The organism is Caldithrix sp. (genome assembly GCF_056497305.1).
Genome location: NZ_JBSMDE010000086.1, coordinates 1 through 25,305 on the forward strand (window position 1 = coordinate 1; position 25,305 = coordinate 25,305).

At 50.1% G+C, this 25,305-nt stretch carries 17 protein-coding genes; 4 read left to right on the forward strand and 13 right to left on the reverse strand.

Going from position 1 to position 25,305, the window contains the following annotated elements; translation table 11 throughout:
• Window positions 1-421: 421 nt before the first annotated feature.
• On the reverse strand, window positions 422-1,090 hold the full coding sequence (locus ACWB0I_RS07625) for a nucleotidyl transferase AbiEii/AbiGii toxin family protein (RefSeq protein ID WP_479387458.1): 669 nt from the start codon (window positions 1,088-1,090) through the stop codon (window positions 422-424).
• Entirely contained in the window at window positions 1,077-1,661 is a 585-nt protein-coding gene (locus tag ACWB0I_RS07630) for a type IV toxin-antitoxin system AbiEi family antitoxin domain-containing protein (protein ID WP_479387459.1), read from the reverse strand. Before ACWB0I_RS07630 ends, ACWB0I_RS07625 begins: the two co-directional genes overlap by 14 nt.
• Window positions 1,662-2,211: 550 nt before the next feature.
• Between ACWB0I_RS07630 and asd the strand changes: the two genes are divergently transcribed.
• Window positions 2,212-3,279: an aspartate-semialdehyde dehydrogenase gene (gene asd / locus ACWB0I_RS07635; protein WP_479387460.1), complete on the forward strand. Its 1,068-nt coding sequence runs from the start codon at window positions 2,212-2,214 to the stop codon at window positions 3,277-3,279.
• A gap of 579 nt (window positions 3,280-3,858) precedes the next feature.
• On the opposite strand, the gene ACWB0I_RS07640 is transcribed toward asd, so the two are convergent.
• From ACWB0I_RS07640 to ACWB0I_RS07690, 11 genes are all read right to left on the reverse strand, one after another.
• Window positions 3,859-5,277, reverse strand: a complete 1,419-nt coding sequence (locus ACWB0I_RS07640) for a sigma-54-dependent transcriptional regulator (protein WP_479387461.1) — start codon at window positions 5,275-5,277, stop codon at window positions 3,859-3,861.
• A gap of 94 nt (window positions 5,278-5,371) precedes the next feature.
• The gene (locus ACWB0I_RS07645; protein WP_479387462.1) at window positions 5,372-7,663 is read right to left on the reverse strand and encodes a sensor histidine kinase; all 2,292 of its coding nucleotides are present in this window, start codon (window positions 7,661-7,663) and stop codon (window positions 5,372-5,374) included.
• 1,230 nt (window positions 7,664-8,893) lie between these two features.
• Window positions 8,894-9,355, reverse strand: coding sequence for a (2Fe-2S)-binding protein (locus tag ACWB0I_RS07650; RefSeq protein WP_479387473.1), 462 nt, complete (start codon window positions 9,353-9,355; stop codon window positions 8,894-8,896).
• Window positions 9,356-9,379: 24 nt separating this feature from the next.
• Window positions 9,380-10,252, reverse strand: coding sequence for an FAD binding domain-containing protein (locus tag ACWB0I_RS07655; RefSeq protein ID WP_479387463.1), 873 nt, complete (start codon window positions 10,250-10,252; stop codon window positions 9,380-9,382).
• On the reverse strand, window positions 10,252-12,654 hold the full coding sequence (locus ACWB0I_RS07660; protein ID WP_479387464.1) for a xanthine dehydrogenase family protein molybdopterin-binding subunit: 2,403 nt from the start codon (window positions 12,652-12,654) through the stop codon (window positions 10,252-10,254). The genes ACWB0I_RS07655 and ACWB0I_RS07660 overlap by 1 nt, the downstream gene beginning before the upstream one ends.
• Before the next feature lie 68 nt (window positions 12,655-12,722).
• Window positions 12,723-14,234, reverse strand: coding sequence for an amidohydrolase family protein (locus tag ACWB0I_RS07665; protein WP_479387465.1), 1,512 nt, complete (start codon window positions 14,232-14,234; stop codon window positions 12,723-12,725).
• 39 nt (window positions 14,235-14,273) lie between these two features.
• A complete protein-coding gene (locus tag ACWB0I_RS07670; protein ID WP_479387466.1) occupies window positions 14,274-15,734 on the reverse strand; it encodes a dihydroorotase in 1,461 nt (486 codons plus the stop codon).
• A gap of 44 nt (window positions 15,735-15,778) precedes the next feature.
• Window positions 15,779-17,248 carry a pyridoxal-phosphate dependent enzyme gene (locus tag ACWB0I_RS07675; protein ID WP_479387467.1) on the reverse strand — a complete coding sequence of 490 codons (1,470 nt, stop codon included), beginning with the start codon at window positions 17,246-17,248 and terminating at the stop codon, window positions 15,779-15,781.
• A 9-nt stretch (window positions 17,249-17,257) separates the two neighbouring features.
• A complete protein-coding gene (locus tag ACWB0I_RS07680; RefSeq protein ID WP_479387468.1) occupies window positions 17,258-18,490 on the reverse strand; it encodes a threonine synthase in 1,233 nt (410 codons plus the stop codon).
• A 13-nt stretch (window positions 18,491-18,503) separates the two neighbouring features.
• Window positions 18,504-19,481, reverse strand: a complete 978-nt coding sequence (locus ACWB0I_RS07685; RefSeq protein WP_479387469.1) for an ornithine carbamoyltransferase — start codon at window positions 19,479-19,481, stop codon at window positions 18,504-18,506.
• 12 nt (window positions 19,482-19,493) lie between these two features.
• Window positions 19,494-20,705, reverse strand: a complete 1,212-nt coding sequence (locus ACWB0I_RS07690) for a YgeY family selenium metabolism-linked hydrolase (RefSeq protein ID WP_479387470.1) — start codon at window positions 20,703-20,705, stop codon at window positions 19,494-19,496.
• 535 nt (window positions 20,706-21,240) lie between these two features.
• On the opposite strand from ACWB0I_RS07690, the gene nadC reads away from it, so the two are divergent.
• From nadC to nadB, 3 genes are all read left to right on the forward strand, one after another.
• Window positions 21,241-22,062 (forward strand): carboxylating nicotinate-nucleotide diphosphorylase, encoded by an 822-nt coding sequence (gene nadC, locus ACWB0I_RS07695; RefSeq protein ID WP_479387471.1) that lies wholly within the window; start codon window positions 21,241-21,243, stop codon window positions 22,060-22,062.
• A 69-nt stretch (window positions 22,063-22,131) separates the two neighbouring features.
• Window positions 22,132-23,124, forward strand: a complete 993-nt coding sequence (nadA, locus tag ACWB0I_RS07700) for a quinolinate synthase NadA (RefSeq protein ID WP_479387474.1) — start codon at window positions 22,132-22,134, stop codon at window positions 23,122-23,124.
• Complete coding sequence (gene nadB, locus ACWB0I_RS07705; protein WP_479387472.1) at window positions 23,121-24,713, forward strand: L-aspartate oxidase; 1,593 nt, start codon at window positions 23,121-23,123, stop codon at window positions 24,711-24,713. Before nadA ends, nadB begins: the two co-directional genes overlap by 4 nt.
• Window positions 24,714-25,305: the final 592 nt, after the last annotated feature.

Here is a 25,305-nt window from a genome sequence, read left to right on the forward strand (position 1 = left end):
GGCAGTCATTCCGGCCGAGCGGCAGCGAGAGCAGGAATCCCCTACATGATGGAAGGGATTCCTGCTTACGCGGGAATGACCGCACCGTCTGTCATTCTGAACGGAGCGCCAGCGGAGTGAAGAATCCTTCCGATTGCTTGCAGGGGATTCTTCTCCCGCCTGGGCGGGATCAGAATGACAGGCACAACCTACCACCAACCTGTTTGTAAGGGCGAAGGATTTCCGCCGCCATTTTTTCCATTCGCTAAATTCCCTGTTGCACAAGCTGATCATTCGACCGGGGGGCAAACCTTCTGGGAAATCCTTCGCCCCTACTTGCTCTTGCAGGGGATTCTTCGCTGCGCTCAGAATGACAGGCTGGTGTGATGCCTTGTTGCTTGTCATTCCACCCGAGCGCAGCGAGACGTGCTCAACGCACGGCCTATTTTTTAATGCGCGCGGACAGTTTCTCCTTCAGGTAGCGAAAACCATTCTGCACATAGTAGCGGCGCAAATCGCTTTCAATAATCGAACCCAGCGTTACCTTAAAATCATTAACCGTAAACCCTTCTATTCGCTTCAGCAGCTGTTCGATTTCTTGATCATCAAGCGCAGGCAGCGGCGTCCCCTGACGGAGCAAAAACTCCACATCAAAAGCGTCGCGGATGGCGCCGCGCGAAATTAAAGCCTGAATCTTGTTTATCATCGTTTGCCGCAGGGTATGCCCTTTAAGCAAAACCTGCTTGACGCTGAAATTGGAAAAGGCAATCTTTTCTTCGTATTCCCAATCCGTTAACGTGCGCTGCACTTCAATCTTTAACCTTCCGGGATATCGCTGCGATCGCATCTCCACTAAAATCGTAAAATGTTTGAGCTGCGCATCCGTTATTTCATACGTCTTGCCCAGAGTTCCCACCAGCCTGTCCAGCAGCTTCTGATCGTCCTGCGCGTTTAATTTCCAGAAATCCAGAACAACCGAGTAGCGCGGCAGTTCATGGCACAAACGCAGCATCGTACCGCCGCCAAATATCAGTGCGTCCAGCAGTCGGGCCCTTTTTAAACAGGCCAGCGCCTCTATCTCGAATACTTCATGCTGGTTAAGCCAATTCATATTCGGCCGCCATTTGCTTTACAGATTCAGGAAATTTTGTTAATAGAATTGCTATTTTTTGACGATCAAATTTAGCGAAATCAATGGCCGCCACATCCAGTGTGTAGCGCTTTAAACTCATCAAATAAAACGCATCTAACAAAGCCTTTTCCGCCTCGGCAATAAAGAAATTTCTCTGTCGGACAAAGCCGAAATAAAGATCGGATTTAATTTTGCTGTAATGAAATAGGGTGTTCTCAATGTTTACCCGCTTTGTGCGCTTCAAAGCGATGGATTCGATGAAGTCTCTCTGAATCTGCGTGGAAACCTGGTAATAAGACAAAGCGGTCATCAGAGAAATGTAAGACGGCGTTTGGATGAGATTGGCGAATTGAAATTTTTGTTCGATTGAAAAATACGGCCACTGTTCGGCCAGAACGTACATGTCGCGCTTGAGGCGGATCAGCAAACCGGCCCGCACATAGCGGGAAGCCATCACTTTGGCAGAGGCCGGTTGAACGTTCAGAACACGCTCTAAATCCCGTAAGTTGAAAATAGGTTTGTTAATATTTCTTAAACGCAGCGCTTTCATTCAGTACACCTGATTAACATATTTGTTAACTAAATATACTTAGAAAAACACTCAAACACAAACGTAAAATATTTGTTTTTTAACAGCAGGGATTTTGGGGAGGATTCGGGGCGGCCACTGCGATTTACCGCGTGAGGGACAACGGGAATTGGGGGATAAGTGTAAGAGTATTAGTAGCCTGTGTTCACACTGACGGTCATTCCGGCCGAGCGCAGCGAAGAGCCGGAATCCACTACATGATGGAAGGGATTCCCGCTTGCGCGGGAATGACTGCGCCGTCTGTCATTCTGAGTGGAGTCCCGAGAATCGGGACGGAACGAAGGCCAGCCCAGGAAATCCCTTTCGTTGTTTGACTGTCATTCTGAATCCCGATTTATCGGGATGAAGAATCCTTCCCATTGCTTGCAGGGGATTCTTCGCTGCGCTCAGAATGAGAGCCCCTGTTTGTAGGGGATTATTTGCCTCTGCCCACAAAAAAAATACTGTATTTTCAAACAAATTTTTGTATATTTGCGCAATTATTTAACAAGGAAGGACGGGAAAACAGCGTATGATTACTATTTCTAAAAAGATTCCGGTGGGCATTCTGGGCGCAACCGGTAGTGTAGGCCAAAAATTCATGCAATTGTTGGAGCATCATCCTTGGTTTGAAGTCCATGAGCTGGTTGCCTCGCAGCGTTCCAGCGGTAAAAAATATGGTCAGGTGGTCAATTGGGTACAGGAGACGCCTTTACCTGAAAAATTGAGTCAAATTAAAATAAAGGATGTGCATCAGCCCTTAGAATCAAAGATCCTCTTTTCCGCATTAGATGCCGGCATTGCCGGTCAGGTGGAAAAGGAAAAAGCCTTATCCGGGCACATTGTGATTTCCAACGCCAGAAATCACCGCTTTCATGGCACGGTTCCTTTGCTGATTCCTGAAGTCAATCCCGAACATCTGCAGGCCATTTTCAAGCAGCCCTTTCAGGCTGGCATGATCATCACCAATCCCAATTGTTCCACGACCGGACTGGTGATAGCGCTAAAGCCCTTACATCAGTTATTTGGCCTAAAAAAGGTACAGGTGGTTACCATGCAGGCACTTTCCGGAGCCGGCTTTCCGGGAGTGTCGTCTCTTCAAATTACGGATAATGTTTTGCCTTACATCGAAAATGAAGAAGAAAAGATGGAAACCGAACCCTTAAAACTACTGGGGCAATGGAGCGGCACAGCGTTCAAGCAGGCTGAAATAGCCATCAGCGCCAGTTGCAATCGCGTACCGGTCATTGATGGCCACCTGGAGAGCGTTTCAGTTGAATTTGAGGAGAAACCGACTGCCCTGGCCATAATTGATGCCTGGCAATCGTTTAAGGCGCTTCCGCAACAGTTGAAATTACCCAGTGCTCCGCAAAAGCCGATTTACTATTTTTCCCAGCCTCATTTACCTCAACCGCGTCTACAGCGCAACCTGGAAAGAGGAATGGCGGTTAGCACGGGTCGCTTACGTCCCTGTTCCATTTTGCATTACAAATTTAACGTGTTATCGCACAATACCATTCGTGGCGCGGCCGGCGGCGCCATCTTAAATGCCGAATTACTGGTGGCTCAGTACGGCGACCAATTGCATGTGTTCGATTAGGGTAATTTTGCTCTAAAGCCGTAGAGCTGCAAAGATCGTTCCTCTGGCCACCGGTTGGAAGGCAATCCTCAGGGACAGGTCTGGCCACCGGACAGGCAAAGAAGTCGAAAAGAACGCCAAGCATTTTTCAAATTAAAAATTAATTGCTCTCACCACCTCGATCCCCCTCTCCAGGAATAAAAGTCTGGGAGGGGGGAAGGCTTGTGTTGGAAAGCTTTCCACCTGTGTTGTAGATTTCTTATTAAGGCCCCATTTACGACCATGAGAATTTTGTCCAAAATGCGTCGCCTTTACAAACGTCTCGAGCTAAAGCTCGAGTTACGTTGCGCCTGCGAATTGTCTGCAAGTGTAAGGGATTCTCAGAATGACACGTCAGCACTGGCCCTCACTGCCCAGAAACAACTTGCCCTTTCACAAAATAATTCGTAATTCGTATTTTTTAATTTAAAAATGCTCTTTTGTGCCTTCTTGGCTTTTCTGTGTTTTCCGTAGTTGACTAATGGTTGCGGCTATACTGCCTTCGAAAACGCTCACAGCTTCAATAAAAAAATGCTTTTAAATCTACGGAAAATCGCTTTGTTATTCCTTATTGGCCACATCAGGCTGAATGTTCAATTTACGCATAATGCGCTGAAAAGCAGCGCGTGTAATTCCACACAGTTCAGCCGCACGAGAGATATTGCCGTTTGTTTTTTGCAGGGCATTCTGAATGTACTGGCGTTGAAACGTTTCGATGGCCTGGCGTTTTCCTTCTTCATAGGAGGTTATTTCTGTGAACAACTCATCCGAGATGGGCAGGTCTTTGTTAAATCCCAGATGGGAAGGAAGAATTTTATCTCCGCGGCAAACAATGAGCGCTCGCTGGATGGTATTTTCCAGCTCCCGTACGTTCCCTTTCCAGTGATGTGCTTTTAAGGCTTCGATGGTCGCTGGCGCCAGGAGCGGCCGCGGCCCTTGCTGGCCTAATAATTCATGCCAGGCGCGTTCTAAAAAGTATTCGGCCAGGGCAGGGATACACTGCGGCCGGTCATTTAGGCCGGGCAGCTCGATTCGTACCACCTGCAAACGATAATAGAGGTCTTCGCGAAATTTACCTTCCTTAACCAGTTGTTCCAGGTTACAGTTGCTGGCCGCAATCAAACGAAAATCAACCGGAATATCTTCATTCCCGCCCAGGGGACGAATGACTTTTTCTTGCAAAACACGCAGCAGTTTTCCCTGAAACATTAGCGACATGGAAGCGACTTCATCTAAAAAGATCGTTCCGCCGTTTGCCTGTTCGAATAGGCCTTTAGAATCTTTGTAAGCTCCGGTAAAGGCTCCTTTTTTGTAACCAAACAGTTCCGATTCTAACAGAGTATCGGGCAGGGCAATGCAGTTGATGGCTAAAAAAGGTTTATCTTTGAACGGGCTGCGGTTGTGAATCTCATGGGCGATCAATTCCTTTCCGGTGCCGCTGGCTCCTTCGATTAACACAGGCACACGACTGGGCGCCACCTGTTCAACCAGTTCCAGCACCTGTCGCATTCGGGGATCAATGGCGATTAACGTCTGGCTTTTGTATTTGTCCAGCCGTTGCTGAGCCTGACGCCTGGACAAAATTCTGTAGCCGGCGCGTTTCACATAGGACAAAATTTCTTCATTGTCAAATGGTTTGGTAATAAAGTGCGATGCCCCGTTTTGCAGGCAGGAAACCGCTAATTCGATGGTTCCATAACCTGTGATCAATACAACCTCTATATCCATCCATCGACTGGTAATCTCTTTTAACAAATCGACTCCGGACATGCCGGCCATTTTCAGGTCGGTGAAGACAATATCATAATGTTCTTTTTGTAAGAGCGTTAATGCCTCTTCTGCCGAAGAACTTACATCCACCTCGCAGCCAAGTGTAGCGATAAGCCGTTTTAAACCTCTGCGCACGTCGATCTGATCATCGACCACCAGGATGCGAAGATCGCCAAAATCAAAGATAGAGCTGACTGGTGTCTGATTCATGTGTAAAAATCCTTTCAGGTTTTGGATCCTTTTCTAAAATAGCGAACATGCCTTTTTTTAAAGGATTAGCTCAGGTTCCCAAATTTAGCGCGCATCATAAAATCTCCTGGTTGACTGCCAGTTTGGTCCGGGTCGGGGAATAGGGCAGGCGAATCCGGAAAATCGTTTTGCCGGGTTCACTCTGTTTGAGAAAAATGTCCCCGCCGTGAGCATTTACAATGCGTTTGGCAGTGGACAGGCCCAGACCTGTTCCCCCTGTGCTTTTGGTGGTAAAGAACGGTTCAAAAATTTCGGCCTTATTCTTGGCATTAATACCATTGCCATTGTCCTCAATATCGATTATTAAGGCCCTGTGTTTTGAATCTTCGAAAGTACTTACGCGAACGACGCCCCGGTTTTCCGGTACAGCTTGAATGGCGTTCAGAATGACATTGACCAACACTTGCTGAATTTGCGTAGCGTCCCCTAAAATAAGGGGGTGGCTGACCTGGAACGTCTTTAGAATTTCAATTTTTTTGTTTTTAGAGATAGGATGTAAAAAATGAACCACATTTTCGATTATTTGATGCACATTGATTTTCTGGATATTGGGCTGTGGCGTTCGGGCATAATCCAGCAATTGCTTAATAATACGCTGGCAGGTGTGCGTATTGCGCTTGATGACATCGACGTGTTCATGAAAGGGAGAATCTTTTTCCAGTTCTGTTTCCATCATTTGATTGTACATGGAGATAGCGGCTAATGGGCTGTTCATTTCGTGTGCGACCACGGCCGCCGTTTTACCCAATACGGCCAGCCGTTCCTGATGGGCCTGTCGTTCATTCATTTTTTCGCGTTCGGTGATGTCCCGGGCTACCAGTACTTTGCCGGAAGAGCCATCAATCGCCGGCAGTTGAGTGGCAATGACTTCGTAAATGGAGTCATGGATGGTAAGCACACAGGAGGTTTTCAGGGAGGTATCCAGTAAACATTTTAGACATTCGCTATGCTGCGTTTCTCCATGGTCGCATTTACGTATGAAGAGTTCAGGATCGGAACTTTGCAACAGCTCAACAAAAGGCATGGCAGCCTGATTGTGCAAAACGATTTCATTTTTATTGTTAAGGAGAATTAAACCATCGGTCATAGAATGTACCACGGTGTTCAGTCGATCATGCTGAACACGCAATTCCTGCTCTCGTTTGCGTAAGTCCTGAGCCGTTTGTTTTAAGCGCGTGGTGTGAACTTCGATGGCCTGGGCCATGGTGTTAAACGATCGGGCCAGATTACCGATCTCGTCTTCAGAATCAATGTCTACTCTGGCAGAGAAATCGCCGTCTTTAATGCGGAATGCCATGGCTTGTAATTCGCTCAGCGGACGAATGACAAATTGCACAGGAAAAAACAAGAGCAGCAGGGTACTAATGGCCACCACCAGAGCAACGCCCAGAAGGTTGCCTTCCAGAATTTCAATGGGTTTTAAAGCGTCACGGGCATTCAATTCAATTAAAATATTCCAGCCAGCGCTTTGCAGGGGATAGCTCTGTCCAAACATATCTTTGCCGTTCTTGCAAATGTGACGGCCATGATGTAGCGATGGACCTTCTCTTTGACTGGTTTCAATAAACTTCAGGCCCAGACCATCCGCAGGACTGGGATGATTATGCGCTGGCGCGTTGTGTTCAAAATACCAGAACGGGACTTCTAATTGACTGCCCCGTTGATCGAAAAAGGTTAATGATTTTTTGATAGAACTGCCCACTTTAGCCTGATCATATTCGCGGGCCAGGTTCTGAATGACTTGCTGCAGATTAATCAGACAGACAAGATAGCCTATTTTTTGCTTGCGTTTGATATCCCAGAGCGGCGTAATGATGGCTGCTGCCGGAAACGTCCGCTGGCTGTCCGGAGGCAGAATTGCGCTAAATTGTGTTTGTTCTAACTGTTCCGGAAAGTGGAAGTATTGATTTAAGCGGGTAGGCTCGGGAAGAACGCCTACCAGCCGCTGTTGATGTAAATTTAAAACCTGCAAATCAAAAAATTCTTTAATCAGCGGCAATTTGTTGCGTTTTAAATGATTTTTTAGCCGATTTTGCGAGGTTTGCCATATTGAAGCGTTACGAGTTGTGGAGGTCAGAATTTCTGTTTGTGTGCGGATAAAACCATCTGAGGCGAAATCTTCGGCGCGCCGCGCCAGGGTTTCTAACTTTTTTTCGAAAATGGCGCCCTGGGCCAATGATTCGCTTTGCAGGCGGGAGATAATCTCTTTATCCAGTGAATTGTAAACGGAATGAACAATGAAATAGCCTCCTGCGCCAAAGACAATTAAATACAGGGCTACAAAACTTAATGGCAACTTAAATTTGATAGGAATTCTGGCTAATGGATCTTTTTTGAGCCAGCGCATGGCTGCACCTTATTTTAGTTAAACCTTTCGCAACTCTAATTTCAGCAGGTTGCAGGCCAAAATCAAAAATAATTTTGTAGTGGTTTGGTAATCATTGCAGGCGTTTTTCCGAGTGTCAATTAGAATTCCCGCTTCGCTCCACTCAGAAAGACAGGCGGTGCAGTCATTCCCGCGTAAGCGGGAATCCCCTCCACCTTTCCACGTCATTCCCGCGCAAGCGGGAATCCCTTTTACCTTTGCACGTCATTCCTGCGCAAGCAGGAATCCCTACCAAACGGTCATTGTCGTTCTGAGTCCCGATTCATCAGGAAGAAGAATCCCCTGTAAGCGCAAGTAGGGGCGAAGGATTTCCCAGAAGGTTTGCCCCCGGTCGAATGATCCGCTTGTGCAAGCGAGAATTTAGCAAATGGAAAAAACGGTGTCGGAAATCCTTAGCCCTTACAAACAGGTTGGTGGTAGGTTGTGGTTGTCATTCTGAGCGTAGCGAAGAATCCCTTCCAAACTGGAAATGTCATTCTGAGCGCAGCGAAGAATCCCCTGCAAGCAATGGGAAGGATTCTTCACTCCGTCCCGATTCTCGGGACTCCGTTCAGAATGACAGGGAAGCGAGCATTGTCATTCTGATCCCGCCCAGGCGGGAGAAGAATCCCCTGCAAGCAATGGGAAGGATTCTTCACTCCGTCCCGATTTTCGGGACTCCACTCAGAATGACAGGGAAGGGTGGAAGGGATTCTTCACTCCGTCCCGATTCTCGGGACTCCACTCAGAATGACAGGCAAACAACAGAAGGGATTTCCTGGGCTGGCCTTCACTCCGTTCAGAATGACAGATGATGCAGTCATTCCCGCGCAAGCGGGAATCCCATTCATCATGTTGGGGATTCCGGCTCTCACTGCGCTCGGCCGGAATGACTGTCGGTGTGAGCGCAGGGCTAAAGCCTGCGCCCACCAATACCCGGCGATCCATCCGTTTGAAAGGATGGGATTACCGTAATTCGGAGAGTAGTACGTCAACATGATAGGGAGGCAACCGTGAATGTTTGTTTGGGCGTGTGTTGAATGGGAAAATGGCGTTAAACGCCCAGGGTTGGGCATGATTTGGTATTCGTCCAATGTTATATTATCAAAATGGTCGGAAATGGCCAATCAACATTTATTACAAATTTCGCCATGTGCATGGGATTTTTGTGATTGAATCAAATGAAAATGATGGTGGCGGTATACGTCGCCCCTACCGTTTTGTGGCCTGTACGGCCTGGATGATCTGCTTGTAACCTGTGCAACGACAAAGATTGCCGGCAATGGCCTCTTTAATCTCTTCTTCATTGGGATGTGGATTCTCCTGCAGCAGGGCGTAGGCGGACATCAGCATGCCGGGCGTGCAAAATCCACACTGCACGGCCCCATATTTTAGAAAATTGCTTTGCAGAGGATGTAAGGTTTGGCCCCTGGCCAGACCTTCAACCGTAAGAATTTCAGCTCCCTCAACCTGAGGCGCTAAAATGAGGCAACTGTTCACAGCCTGACCGTTCATGACCACCGTACACGCTCCACATTCGCCTATGGAGCAACCTTCCTTGGTGCCGGTAAGGCCCAGGTCTTCCCTTAGAATGTCCAGTAAACGTTTATTGGCTTTGGTCTGTAAATGAACCGTTTTTCCATTGACCGTAAATCTGATGTTTACTTGCAAAATCCTATCCCTCTACTTTAAATCATCTCAGGAAACATTTAATGTTAACTGGTAGAGCAGGGCGTACATAGCCTGCTGCACAACCGGTAGTTTGTAAGCCGATGACCAGCGTAAACCCGTTACCGACAAAATTTGCTTGCCCAGTTCAATGGCTGTCGCTTTTAAAATCCCTGGTTCAGGTCGCTGGCCGATCAACATCTGTTCTATATGCGGGAAGCGTTTTCCAATGGGCGTTACTGCTCCAGAAGCCACGCGGGCATCCTCAATCACTTCGTTTTGCACCTTCAGTAAAACGGCTAAGGTGATGCGACTGATGGCCACGCCCCGTCTGCGTCCCAATTTATAAAAGGAACCGGAATAGCCGTCGGCCATTTCAGGCAAAACAATGGTGGTCACCATCTCATCCGCATTCAACTGTGTGCGGTAAGGCTTGAGCAGAAATTCCGCAAGGGGCAGGTCTCTTTTGCCTTTTAAAGATTGAATGACAACCCGCGCATCGTAAACCAGCAAAGGCGGGACAGAATCGGCACAGGGCGCATTGTTTACAAAGTTGCCGGCCAGAGTGGCCCGGTTGCGAATTTGCACGCTACCGATTTTGGAAGCCGCTTCAGCCAAAAGAGGGTAGTTCTGTCGAATAGCCGAATGACGAGCCAGCTCGGAGAAGGTTACCCCCGCGCCAATGTGTAATTCATGATCATGCGACTCAATCGATTTTAATGCCTGCAGTGAAGAAATATCAACTAAAACCTTAATATCTTTAAAGCGTCTGGATTGAATATGAAAACCGGGGATGATGTCGGTTCCGCCGGCCAGGAGTCTGACCTGCGTTTGGTGAGCGGCTAAATATTCAAGCGTTTCTTGCACATTGCGAGGTCTAAAAAATTCAATTTCAGGAATCATCAGGCGCTACCTCGTTTGGATTTGGGGTACAGCTTTTGTTTGAGTAAAATTTCTTCCAGATTTAAAGGCAGATGGAAAAAACGCTGGCCTGTGGCATTGCGTACGGCATTGGCGATGGCCGCTGCCGTGAGTTCCAGGGTTGGCTCGCCCAACGATTTGGCTCCCCAGGCTCCGTGGGGATCTTTGCCCTCGACAAAAATGGGAACGATCTCTCCCACGTCCTTGCTGGTAGGAATCAAATACTGATCAAAATTCAATTCTCGAATAAAGCCCTGATCGACGCTGATTTCTTCCCACAAACCATAGCCAGCGCCCTGGGTTACTCCGCCGTAAACCTGGCCCTGAGCGCCTAACAGATTGATCACCGTTCCCGGGTCGTGCACGGCCACAACGCGTTCCACAAATACCTGTCCGCTGATCATGTTAACCGTCACCTCAGCCACCTGGCAACCGTAAACATAGGTAAAGTAGGCCGGCCCCTGGCCCACTTCTTCGTCCCAGTGCACTTTGGGTCCCGCGTACCAGCCGATGGCCGAAAGATTGACGCCCTGAGCGTAAGCCAATTGACAGACTTCCTTAAAAGGCAGCTTTAAATCGGGCTGTTCTTTAACCCAAACCTGATGATGCTTAAAAACGAAAGTGCTGTTCGCCGGAAGTTGCCATTTTTCCTGAAGCACCTTTTCCAGTCGTTTGCGAATAATCAGGGCCGCATCTCTGGTAGCGCCTCCGCCCATCAAGGTAGAACGCGAAGCAACGGTAGGCCCGCTGTCGCCCACATGGTGCGTGTCCTGATCAAGATAGAAAATATCCTGCGGATCAATGCCCAGGACTTCTGCAGCAATGATGGCGTAAGTCGTACGCAGGCCCTGTCCGTTTTCGGCCAGGCCGGAGAGCAGCAAAGCTGAACCATCTTGCTGTAAAAGCAGGTAAGCCGCGGCCGCATCAATGCCCTCGGCGCCCAGAGAACAGCCGCGAAAACTGACCGCCAGCCCGATTCCCCTGCGTAAATGTTCCTGGGGTTTGAGTAGTTCTTCAGGCGACAAAATGAGCTGCGATGGATTGCCCGTAGTCTGCATGGAAATCATGGGCGCCAGGCGCTTTTCCTGACGAGCGTAGCTTTCCCATTTTCGGGCAAAATCCGTTTTTTGCACCGCTGTCTTCAGAACGTTTAACAGATTGACATCGTGATCGACCAGCTTGTGTCCGGTAGCCGTAACCGACCCTTTGCGCAGGCCGTTGATCTGTCGGATTTCATCCGGGCGCAGATTCAGGCGCACGGCGATTTCGTCCATGATCGATTCCTGAGCAAAAATGGGCTGCGGAGAGCCAAAACCGCGCATGGCTCCAGTGTAAGGATTATTGGTGTAAACGCCGCGCACATCGGTCCACACGTGTTCGATTTCGTAAGGGCCGGTGGCCTGAACAACGGTTCGCCAGGTGACGAAGGGCGTCATCGAAGCATAGGCCCCGCCGTCGGCCAGCACATCGATTTGCATGGCCTTTATCTTGCCCTGGCGCGTAAATCCGACTTTGTATTTTAAGATGTAAGCGTGCCGTTTGTACGATTCCAGAATTGAATCTTCGCGCGTGTAACGGATTTTGACCGGTCGTCCACTTTTCAGTGCGCCAATCGCTGCCCGGGCGGCCAGAATGTTCATGATGTCATCTTTACCTCCAAACGATCCGCCCAATTCCGCCTGTTGAATGCGCACTCTGGCCAGAGGCCAGCCCAAAACCTGGGCAACAACCTTGCGCGTGGTAAAGGGATTTTGAATACTGCCAATGATGTGCAGCCCTTTGTTGCCTTCGCGGGGCAGGGCAATGACGGCTTCCGGTTCAATGTAAGCGTGTTCAATAAAGGGCGTGGTGTAGGTTTGTTCCAGAATGTAATCGCTCTCGGCAAATCCTTTTTCAATATTTCCCTTTCTGACCCGGTGGTGGACGATCAGATTGGAGCCCTGTTCGGGATGAATCAGGGGCGCGTCCGCTTCCAGCGCTTTTTGCGGATCGGTGAGCAGCGGCAGAGGGTCATATTCTACGTTAATGCGTTGGCGGATTTTGAGCAAGGCCTCTTCGTCCGGGCCCAACAGCATGGCCAGCACATCGCCCGGGGTAACGACTTTGTCGTAGCAAAAGATCGGTTGATCTTGTTTGATGGGCCCCACTTTTTTAGCGCCAGGGATGTCGGTGTGATCGCAGATAGCCACCAGCGCCGGATCGTCGGCAATGGCTGTGTAATCAATCGATTTAATTCGGGCATGGGCCGCCGGAATGCGCACCATGACGCCGTACAACTGGCCGGGAAAACGATAATCGTCGGCAAATCGGGCCTGACCGGTTACCTTTTCCAGACCATCGTTACGAATCACCGCTTTACCGACCACTGAAAAATCGCGTTTCATTGCATTTCCTGATTTTTAAAATGTGTCTGGCTTTTAATTTAACAATTCCTGAACGTTCTGTAAAATTTTTAATCCTTTTTGAATCGTTCATACAACCGCTTTCCCTGAATTCGGATGTTCTGCAAAATTCTTGAAAGATCGGGCCTCAGGAGCTTGCCGTCCAATAGGAGCGGCCGACCTTCCTGAAACACGGCCTGGGGCGTACTCTCGGTCAGGCCATAAATGATGTGCCCCAGGGCGTTTTCCGGAGTGAGCGGCGTGGGCGGCGCGTAGTTCCAGAGCACAAAATCCGCCCGATCGCCTTGCTGCAAAGCTGGAAAATCCGGGAAGTAACGACGCACAAAGCGCACCTGATCGGTAATTATCTTCTGCACAAAGGCAAAGGCCTCTTCAAACGCATTGTTCTGAAAACGGTGGAGCAGAAAGAGTTGTTTGAGTGAACGGCCCACATTGGCGTGCATGCCATCGGTGCCGGCCAGAATGGGAATTTCGAGCGGAAGGGCGCTGTAACGGGGCAAACCAACGCTGTTGTTCAGATTGGAATCGGGGTTGTACACCAGAGCCGCGCCCGAAGAGGCGATGATCTCGTAATCCTCTGCTGAAAGGTGCACGCCGTGAATGAGCAGGGAGCGATCGTTCAACAAATGAAAATCGGTCAACCTCTGGGCAATGGATTTTTTAAATCTTTCCTGATTTAACTGCACATCGGCCAAATCTTCTGCCACATGGATGTGAATGCCGCTTTGAACGGAGGCCAGGGCCCGGGCAATGTCTTGCAACATTTCATCGGGCAAAGTAAACAGAGCGTGCAGGCCAATCATGCCTTTGTTGTCGGCATTGGTAGCCTGCTCAATAAATTCCATATTCTCCTTAAGCGAAGCTCTGGCTGCCTGCGGCCCATTGCGGTCAGAGATTTCGAAAGACAATACCGAACGCAGGCCGAAATCGTTCAGAACGCGGGCAATGGTTAATAGACTGCCGCCAATGGCCGAAGGCGAAGCGTGGTGATCAAACAGGTAGGTGACGCCCCATTGCAGGCTCTCCATGGCAGCCATCATGGCGCAGGCCTCAACCATCTCCAGATCCAGAGCGCGGTCCAGTTTCCACCACAGATTTTCCAGAATTTCCACGAAATTGGTCATCGGGCCGTGAATGGGTAAACCTTTGGCCAGACGGGAATAGATGTGTTCGTGAAAATTGACCTGGGGCACGGTGAGCATGCGTCCGGCGGCGTCGATTTCATGGGCAGCGGTGACCGGTAAAAAGGCGCCCTCACCGCGTTCGGTGATCTGCTGAATGCGCCCATCGGAACATTCCAGATCGCCAAAGAACGGCTTGAACTGGTACTGCTCGTCCAGAGCGCAAATCCAGGCATTTCTGATGACGGTTCGCTGGGACACGTTTGTTTCTCCTTTGTTGGCTGTGTAACGTTTTCTACAGGGCGTTGGCCTGCCCCACTTGTATTGAATCCAAGGTCGTTTAGCCATCGGCAAACCACTGGCTTTTAACCGCGTTTTTCCGATGGCCAGTTCACTGCGCCCGTGAGGCTTCCGCCCGCTTTTAACAGGTTTGGTCTCCATCGGGCAAATAGCCGATGCTGAGGCATTGTTTCCCTGGCCTTAACTACGGGCAATGTATTGGCCTGCAGGCCGGGCCATCTGAAAGCGGGTTTTAAAATCCACGGCCAGTTGACCGCGCAAAAAAGTTTTAACCACCCGGGCCCTCAGTTCCAGGCCCTCAAAAGGCGTGTATCGGCCTTTGCTGTGCATGTCCTGAGAGCGAATGACATACCGGTTCCAGAGATTAATCAGGGCCATGTCGCTGTCTTTGCCGGGTTGCAGGGCGCCTTTTTGGGACAATCCGAAGAAATGGGCCACATTTTCTGAAAGCAATTGTACGGTCTGCTCCAGGTTCAGGCGTCCCTTTAAAAAGCCTTCGCTCAGTAAAAAGGAAACGCGGTGTTCTACACCTGGAATGCCTCCGTACACCTGCCAGAAATTCTCAGAAGTTTTTTCCTGTTCAGGATCGCAACCGGCGTGGTCGGTGGTCACAAAGTGTAGGCTGCCATCGGCCAGACCCTGCCAGAGCGCGGTCCGGTCTTCTGCAAATTTTACCGGCGGAGCGGTCTTCAGAAAATTTCGGATAGCCGGATTTTTAAAGTCTTCTTGCGTGAAAAACAGATAATGTGGGCAGGTCTCCGCGCTAAAAGCCAGGCCCTTTTCCCGGGCCTGCCGCACAATGTCCAGTCCCTGTCTGGAACTGAGATGCACAATGTGTACACGCGCCTGGCTTTCCTTGGCGATTTTGGACATCAGCGAGACGGCCTGGGCTTCGGCGGTTACATCTCTGGCGCGGCAATAGGAACGCCAGTCGTTTTCACCACGCGCCTGAAATTGACGACGTCGCGAGACGACGCGCTGTTTATCTTCAGCGTGTACGGCCAGAGGCGCTTCAAGTTCTGCCAGCCAGCGCGCAGCCTGCAACATCTGCTCAGCAGTCAAATCGCTAAAGGTGTCCATGCCAGAGATGAGGTAAGCCTTAAAGCCCACCACCCCAGCCTGAATCAGTTTCTCGATCTCGCTGCGCAGTTTGTGCGGTTGATTGAAGTCCAGCCCATTAATGCCGCCCCACAGGGCGTAATCGCAATAGGCGCGATTTTGCAAAGCCTGCCGTTTAATCTGCAAATTTTGAAATGAAGTAACCGGGGGGAGAGAAGTGCAGGGCATGTCAATCACCGTGGTCACTCCGCCCCAGAGCGCAGCCAGGCTTCCGTGTTCAAAATCTTCGCGGAATTCAAAACCGGGCGTGTCAAAATGCACATGAGGATCAATAGCGCCGGGCATCAGCAACAGAAAACGGCCATCAATTTCCGAAGGCGCCACAGGTTTTAATCGGGGCGCCAGATTGTGGATGAACGTCTGCCTTTTTTCCGGCGTGTCGATTTCAGTCCAGGGCACGGTCCGCTCAAGCAAGGGCCGGATTTCGCGAATTGTCTCATCGAAATGGATGTCGGCCAGTTGCAGGTCGTTCCCCCAGGCTGCCAGAAACACATTACGCAAGATGTTCAGCTTTTTGCTCATGGAGTCTGCCTCGTTGTTTGCCTTACCCATTGCCGGTTAACGCATTAATCGTTTGCAAGTCCCACGCGCTGGTTAAATTGGCGGATCATTTCGTCCCATTTGGTCACCACAGAAAAGCGTTCCTGCCAGTAATCTTCGTCGTACCACTGGGCGTTCAGCTCTTCCACCTCTTTTCCCTGTTGTTCAATCCAGGTAAAGTATTTTAAGTTGTGGATTCGTTTACGATCGTAATAGTCCAATTCTTTCATGTAATCGATGGTCTGCTTTTTAACAACGGTGTGCCAATCCAGGGCTGCCTGTTTCGTAGAGTAGGGGCCCCAGTTACGGTTCATCTCTTCCAGCCGGGAACGGTACAATTCTACGGAATCGGTAAAAATGGTGAAGATGATGTCGTTTTCGTTCATTTCGTAATATTTAGCCAGTTTAATGGAAGCCAGCAGGTTGGCGCAGGAAGAGATGCCCAGCAGCGGTAGTTTTTCAATGACCTCTTTTGCCACTCCCTGACGGGCCAGCCATTCCTGACCGGCCGGTTCATTGAACAGGCGAAGCAGGCGTAGCGCCTCTTCATCGTCAATGGCCGCCACCAGGTCCAGGTTTTTGATGTTGTGAATCCAGGGCACGTGTTTGTCGCCAATGCCTTCGATGCGATGACCGCCAAAGCCATTCATCAGCAGAGTGGGGCACTGCAGCGCCTCGGCGCCCAACACTTTGATCTGCGGAAAGGGTTGACGCAGATAATCGCCGGCGGCAATGGTGCCGGCCGAACCGGTGGCGCTGACAAAGCCGCTTAATCGCTGCCGCCCGCTTTTTTCTTTTTTAAAGACCTCCTGAATGGCGTAGCCGGTAACCTCGTAGTGCCAGATGGCGTTGCCAAACTGGTCGAACTGGTTTAGAATCAAATATTGATCGCTTTGCGCCGCCAGTTCATGGCATTTGTCGTAGATCTCTTTAACGTTGCTCTCACAGCCCGGGGTGGCGTAAACTTCGGCGCCTTTTTCCCGCAACCAGTCAAAGCGTTCCTGACTCATTTCCTCGGGCAAGATGGCCACCGAATGCACGGAGAGCAGGGCTGAGTTGAATACCCCGCCGCGGCAGTAATTGCCTGTGGAAGGCCAGACAGCCTTGTGGTATTCCGGATCAAATCGTCCGCTGACCAGGTAAGGCGCCAGGCAACCGTAGGTGGCGCCCACTTTGTGCGCTCCGGTAGGAAAGTACTTACCCACCATGCCAATGATCCTGGCTTTGACCCCGGTAATTTCCGGCGGCAATTCAAAGTAGTTGTAATTGCCTATTTTACCGGTTTGCGGATCGTTGCGCCAGTTGATGCGAAAGAGATTCAGAGGATGAAGCGCTTCCATGTCGATTTTGGCCAGTTCTTCCTGCACAGAAGCAGGAATGGTCTCCGGATGTTTGAGTTGCTCAAAGGTTGGCAGAATGATCTTTTTCTCACGGCACCGTTTAATCGTGCGTTGCAGATAGGTTTCATTTTGAACGTCCCAGTTCCAATCGTACATCGTAGTCTCCTAAGTTAATTTCACGCTTTGGCTAAGTGCTTTGGTGTCTTTTAAACCATTACCGGTAATCAGCAGCAGGGGATGATCGGCCGATTTTAGCTGTCCCCCGGCGATCAGTTTTAAGAAGGCGGCGAAGGTACTGGCTGCGGCCGGTTCGGCCAGCAATCCAAACTTGCGGGCCAGCAGAGCCTGGGCTTTTAAAATCTCCTGATCGGTGACGGCCAGAGCCATACCCCGGGTTAATTCAACCGCCCGGGCCGCCAGGAACAAATTGCGCGGCGCTCCGGCAGAAATGCTATCAGCAACGGTTTGGGCCGCCTTAAATCGGAAAACGCCTTTGTTTAAAAAGCGCACCAGCGCATCGCTGCCTGTAGCCTGCACGGCAATCAATTGCGGGTAGCGATCGATCCAACCCAATTCCAGCAATTCGTGCAATCCTTTAAACATACCGGAAATAATCACACCATCGCCCACGGGTACGATGATGGGATCGGGCAAAAGGCCTCCGGTTTGTAAAAAGAGATCAAAGGCCGCCGATTTTTTGCCTTCGATGGTTAGGGGATTAAAGGCCGTATTCCGGTTGTACCAGCCGTTCTGGGCACAGATTTCGATGGAGCGGTCAAAGGCCAGGTCGTAATCGCCGGGCACTTTGTGTACGTGCGCACCGTAGGCTTTGATCTGCAGCAGTTTAGCCTCCGGAATGGCTGCCGGAACCCAGATGCGGGCCTGCAATCCAGCCCGTGCGCAAATGCCGGCCAGAGAAGAACCGGCATTGCCGGTGGAGGCCGCGCCTATCTCCCTGATGCCCAATTGCAGGGCCTTTAAAACGACCAGAATGCTGGCCCGATCTTTAAAAGAAAAGGTGGGATTGCGCGTTTCGTCCAGCACGCTAAAGGTCTGCCCCTGGTACTCAAAGGTCAAAAGCTGTTTCTGGGGCAAAGCAAGATTCTCCAGCAGGCGGTTGTCCACCTGTTTTAATTGTAAAGTGCGCCCATTGTAATCGAGCGGCCAGAGTTGCGGGTAAAGAAAGGGTTTGCCCGGCGGCTGTTTTAAAAAGGCCTCCCGCTTATGGCGCAGGGCAAACGAAGCGTAATCGTACTTTACCTGCAAAACGCCTTTTAAAGGAGCGTTCTTTTTCGCCTGACCGCATTGCGGGCAAAGGTAGGTAAAGGAGCGTTCGATTTCTTCTGCTTCAAAGGTTTGCTGGCAAAGACTACACTGGTAAAAGTAATGTTTTCCCATTGCTTCGTCCGGATTACATGATCAAAGAGAGCAAGGCCTTCTGCACGTGCAAACGATTTTCCGCTTCCTGGTAAACCACAGAATGCGGCCCGTCAATGACCTCCGGCGTGACTTCTTTGCCGCGGTCTGCAGGCAAGGGGTGCATGTACAGCGAATGCGCTTTGGTCAGAGCCATGCGTTGGGCGTCGGCCACCCAACCCGGGTATTTTTCGATGAGTTTGAGACCTTTTTCTTCATCCTGGGTATGAACCAGAGGCCCCCAGGATTTGGGCACGACAATATCGGCGTCCTGAAAGGCGTCTTCCATCTTGTGGCTGATTTCAAAAGTGGCGCCAGCCTGTTCGGCATTTTTACGCGCCTGATCTACAATTTCGGGCATTAATTCAAATTCTGGCGGGTGGGCCAGAGTGACATTGATGCCGAAACGGGGCATCATCAAAATTAAACTTTGCGGCACGGACAATGGTCGAATGTAATTGGGCGCCGAAGTCCAGCTAACTCCCAACTTTAGGCCGCGCGTGTTTTCGCCAAAGTGTTCCATGATGGTAAAGTAGTCGGCTAATATTTGCGCCGGATGGTACACATCGCATTGCATGTTTACGATGGGCACCTTACTGTGTTCGCGCAGTTCATTTAAATAGCGATTTCCCTCGCCGTATGTGCAATAACGGACGGCAATGGCCTGCAGGTAAGAGGACAACACGCGGGCCGTGTCTTTAGCGCCTTCTCCGTGGGAAATTTGCATGGTGTTGGGTGCAAAGAAGATACTGTGGCCTCCCAATTGCGTCATGGCTGCTTCGAATGAGGTGCGCGTGCGTGTGGATGGATCGAAGAAAATCATGCCCAACGATTTGCCTTCCAGGGTTTTGTGGAATTTACCCTGTGCAAAATCGGTTTTTAACTGTTTGGCCAGCTCAAAAACGGTCTTTAATTCCTGAACCGTCCAGTCCTGTGTGCTGATGAAATGTTTGCCTTTTAATTTAGTTTCCATGGAATTCTCCTTCTATTGTTCACCGAGAAGAGTCGTCAATTCAAAAGGGAAGAGCGCGTAAAATTCTGCGGCCTTGTGTAGATCGTCCAGAGACAGGGCCTCGCGATCGGAGTGCGAGAGTTCCTCCTTACCAGGAGCAAAGCCAAACGTGGGGATGTGGTGCAAACCGGCCGTGGCCACGCCATTGGTCGAAAAACTCCAGACGCCCAGTTCGGCCTTTCCGTCAAGCACCTGCTTTGAGGTTTGAATGGCTGCGCGCAGCAGAGGATGATCTTCTTCCAAAAGCCAGGTGGGAAAATAGGCTTCCTGTTCAAAATCGGTTCCTTTCCAGCTTTTTCCCCGGTAAAGGGGGATACGTATTTCGGCTTTAAGATTTAAATTTTGGACGATGTGTTGCAACTGTTGCAAAACCGTTTCTTTGTCTTCGCCCAGGGTCATGCGCCGGTCAATGTGAATGCGGCAGTAATCCGGTACAGAACAGAGTGAGGGGCCCTTGCTGGCAATTTCACTGACGGTAATCGACCCTTTGCCCAGAGGCGGGTCCTCGGGCAATTGGGCATCCAGCTGCTCGATGCGGGCTACAATTTTGTTCATCAGGTAGATGGCGTTAATGCCCTGCTTATTGTGAGCGCCGTGCGCCGATTTGCCTCTGGTAGCCATCTCGATTTCCATGCGCCCTCGCTGGCCGCGGTAAATCTTCAAATCTGTGGGCTCGCCTAACAGAACAAAATCCGGTCGCAGTCCCTCCTTTTCAATCAGATGGCGCAAAGGGTAACCATCGCAATCTTCTTCCATGACAGAGCCAACAATGTACAGCGTAAAGGGCAACGGGTCTGCGCCCAAAACCTCTTTGATGACGCGTCCGGCTATCAGGTAACCTGCCATGGCTGGTTTTTCATCCACAGCGCCCCGACCGTAGATGGTTCCATCCACAATGCGTCCGGCAAAGGGAGGAAAGGGCCAGTTCTCTGTCTCGGTTACCTGTACAGTATCAATGTGCGCGTCGAACATGATTTTGGTCGGCCCATTGCCGATGCGTCCCACAATATTGCCCAGTCCGTCGACAAAAGCATCGTCAAAGGCATATTCCTGCATCTTTTGCCGGATAAATTCAACGATCTTTTTTTCCTGTCCGCTGTAACTACGAATTTGAATTAAGCTCTGTAAAACCCCTTCCAACTCGGAGCGATACGTAGCGATTCCGGAAAGTAATTTTTCTTTCATGGTTCCTCCAAACCTACGGCTCTCTTTCTTTTAAAGACAATGGTGGTGTAATTTACAAAAAAAATCCGATAACTGGAATGATTTGCAGAAGAAAAATGTAAATTTTTGCAGAAAGAAGGCCTTTTGCCTGGGGAGAGGACGACCGTTTACGGCAAACAGAGTGAGATTGTCAATGGTTAAAGACAGTAAATGGTCATTCCGGCCGAGCGCAGCGAGAGCCGGAATCCACTGCATTATGAAAGGGATTCCCGCTTACGCAGGAATGACATGGAAAGGTGAAGAGGATTCCCGCTTACGCGGGAATGACGTGGAAAGGTGAAGGGGATTCCTGTTTTAGTCCTCACCCCTGGCCCCTTCTCCCCGAGAATCGTGGCGAGGAGGAAAGTCAGCCGCTCATTGAAAGAAGCATACTTTCTACCTGCGTCTGAAGCTCAGGCCAGCCCATCCCTTAATTCTGCAAAAAATTCCTTTTAATATTTAACAAAAATTTTGTTAAATTAGCCTAAATAATAAAATCAACGCAAAGATTAAAATTATGGAAGAATGGATTAAAAACATTCGGGCAGCCCTGGCCGAAGACCTGGGTAGCGGCGACGTAACAACGGATTGCACCATAGCAGAGGAGCAGATAGTCGAGGCCCGGCTGATAGCCAAAGCGCCGGGCATCATTGCCGGACTGAAAGTGTTTAAAGCCTGCTTTTTGCAGTTAGATGAAACTATTACCATCGATTGTTTGTTTGAGGATGGACAGAGTGTAAACCCTGGAGACGAAATCGTCCGATTGCAGGGACGGGCGCGACCGATTTTAAGCGCTGAACGTGTGGCCCTCAATTTTTTGCAGCGCATGTCCGGCATTGCCACTTTAACGCGACAAATGGTGGAACAGATTCGCGGCACGCGGGCTAAAATTCTGGATACGCGCAAAACGGCCCCTGGATTAAGATATTTTGATAAATGGGCGGTTCGTCTTGGCGGCGGAGAAAATCACCGTTTTGGTCTGTACGACATGGTTTTGATTAAAGATAACCATATTGCCGCCTGCGGAGGCATTTCCAGAGCGGTGGAACGGGTGCGGGAATGTGACCGGCAAAATCGTCCCATTGAGGTGGAAGTTAAGAATCTGGAAGAATTAAAAGAAGCGCTCACTACCGGAGTAGATCGCATTTTACTGGACAATATGGACCTGGATACCATGAAACAGGCTGTAAAAATTTGCAATGGCAAAATTCCGCTGGAAGCTTCGGGTAATGTGACTCTGGAAACCGTGAAATCCATTGCCCAAACCGGGGTCGATTTCATCTCCGTGGGCAGCCTGACCCATTCCGTAAAAGCATTAGACCTGAGTTTAATTATTTGAGGTAAAACAGGAGGCAAAGTGAATTCCGAAGAGATTTATCAGGAGCTTTACAAAAAGCTACATAAACTCATGCCGGAGGCTGAAATTCGCCTGAAGGCCCAGCTGGCCGCTGAGATCAATCAATTAAAAAAGGAGCGGAATGCCGTCATCCTGGGGCACAATTACATGGAACCGGCGCTCTTTCATTCCATACCCGATTTTAAAGGCGACTCGCTGGAGCTGGCGCGTAAGGCGGCGGAAACCGATAAAGACATTATTGTTTTTTGCGGCGTGCGCTTTATGGCCGAAACCGCTAAAATTTTGAGTCCCGAAAAAACCGTGCTCTTACCGGCGGAAAAAGCTGGTTGTTCGCTGGCCGAAAGCATCACCGCCGAGGATGTCCGTCTGCTCAGGGAAAAATTTCCCGGCGTGCCGGTGGTTACCTATGTGAACACCTATGCCGATGTGAAGGCCGAAAGCGATGTGTGCTGTACTTCGGGTAATGCAAAAGCCGTGGTGGAGTCTTTAAACTCTGACACCGTCATCTTTCTACCGGATGAGTTTCTGGCCAGCAATGTGGCTAAAGAGACGGGCAAACACATCATTTTCCCGACCAAAATGAAAGATTGGCCCGTGGCCAAACCGGACCCCAATCTGGATTACCAGTTTATCGGCTGGCACGGGCGATGCGAGGTGCATGAGCTGTTCACTGTGGAAGATATCGAGACCGCCCGAAAACAGTTCCCCGATGTGGTTGTGCTGGCCCATCCGGAATGTTCTCCGGAAGTCACGGCACAGGCCGATTTTGCGGGCAGTACATCGGCCATGATTAAATATGTGGAAGAGCACGATGCGCCCCATTATCTGTTATTAACCGAGTGTTCCATGGGCGATAACATCATCGCTGCCCATCCGGAAAAAGAGATGTTGCGTCTTTGTACACACCGCTGTCCGCACATGGCCGAGATCACTCTGGAAGATACTCTGGAATCCCTGAAACAAACGCGCTACGTCATTGAAGTTCCGGAGGAGATCAGGGTGCGCGCCGAGCAGGCTGTGCGCAGGATGATTGAACTGACTTGAAGACCAAAAAGAAGCAGACCATGCAGAACACGCACAAAACAGAGGTTTTAATCCTGGGCGCCGGAATTTCTGGCGGCATCGCTGCCATTGAACTGGCCGACCAGGGCTTAGAGGTTACCCTGGTTCGCCACGGCTCCAGCGAAAATGCTACAGCGACCTACTACGCGCAGGGCGGCATTATTTACAAAGGAGAGGATGATGCGCCGGAAATGCTGGCCGAAGACATTCTGCGGGCCGGGGCCGGCCATAGTTTCCCACCTGCGGTACACAAAATTGCCACCGAAGGCCCCGGACTGGTCGAAAAAATCCTGATGGACAAATTGGCTATTGCCTTTGATCAGGATGAAAAAGGCCGTTATTTACTGGCCCGAGAAGGCGGCCATCGCATGGCGCGTATTGTGCATGTTCGCGATTCTACCGGGAAAACCATTCAACAGGCCATAAATCAGCGCATTGAAAAGCATCCACATATCCGTTTACTGGATAACCACACGGCCATTGATTTGTTAACCCCGGCTCACCATTCGCTTAATCGTCTGGCTGTTTACGAGCCCAATCGCTGTGCCGGCGCCTATCTGTACAATCAAAAGAGCAGACAGGTTGTCAAAGTGCTGGCAAAAAAGACCATTCTGGCCACGGGCGGTTTGGGGCAAATTTTTAAACGCACTACCAATCCCCCGGCTGCCCGCGGCGATGGCATTGCCATGGCTGACCGGGCCGGAGCGCGGATCGTCAATATGGAATTTATTCAGTTTCATCCAACCATTTTTTACCACGAATACAAACCAACTTTTTTGATTTCAGAAGCGGTGCGCGGAGCCGGTGCGCGACTGGTTGACGCCAATGGGCGGCCTTTTATGGAAAAATTTGCCCCCCAATGGCAGGACCTGGCGCCACGCGATCTGGTGGCTTGCAGTATTCACAAGCAAATGCTGCACGATGATGTGTCCCATGTCTACCTGGATATGAAATCGTATTTGCCGGCCTCTAAAATAAAACACGATTTCCCTTTCATCTACCAAAAATGTCTGGAATTTGGTGTGGATCCCACGAGAGATTTAATTCCAGTTGTCCCGGCTGCTCATTATTCTTGTGGAGGCATTCTGGTCGATGAGCACGGCCATTCCAACGTGGAGAATTTATACGCCATTGGTGAAGTGGCCTGCACGGGCGTACATGGAGCCAATCGTCTGGCCAGTACTTCACTGTTGGAAGGACTGGTCTGGGCTTACAGCGCGGCTCAGGACATTCTTAAAACCATTGGCCAAACGCCATATTTTCATGAGAACAGCATTCCGGAATGGGAAGATATCGGTGAATTTGAACCGGACCCGGCACTCATCAATCAGGATATGAGTTCTATCCGCAATATTATGTGGAATTACGTGGGATTGGTGCGCACAACACACCGTTTGCAACGCGCGCGGCGCGACCTGCGCAATCTGGAGAACGAAATCGAACGCTTTTATCGTGTCAGTAAATTGAGCGACGGCTTGATCGGCTTGCGCAATGCGGTGCGCACGGCGATTATCGTTACCGCTGCCGCCTGGGCCAACCGGCGCAGCATGGGCTGCCATTACAGAGAATAAAAGGAGGTATGCTGAAGATGAAGGCTTCAGGGAGTATTTTCCCGCCGTTTTAACAGTGGGAAAAGGAAAAAAGGTGGATCTTCGCCGCGTGGCGAAATAGGAAACCGTTTCAACGGTTTACATTTCCGCTATTTCATGCTGAAAGCATTTGATCCTTTTCGATCACGTGTATTTTTCCCTTTTCCGAGCATAAGTGGAATCTACGCTAAAACCGCATTCCCATTGTTCAACATAAATACCGAAATCCCATTGGTCGTGAATAGTGTTTCCAAAACTCGTGAGAAAATTTTCCACACAAGTTTTCCCCGTCTCCAGATTTTTATTCTGGGAGAGGAGGATCAAGAAGATGAGGGCAAACATTCTTTTCCTGTCCGGTTGCGCCAGCCAGACGGGCCTGTCCGGTTGCGCCAGCCAGACGGGCCTGTCCGGCTGCCACGGCCAGACGGGCCTGTCTCCGAGAATCGAGATTTCCGCTGCGCTACAACCTTCGGCTGGACAAGCCTATTTCCGGGATTCGGAGTTTTCGCTTGCATGGAAATAACATTTGTGTAGGTGTTAGGGCAAATCTGGAGCTGAAGCTCGAGTTACGCCT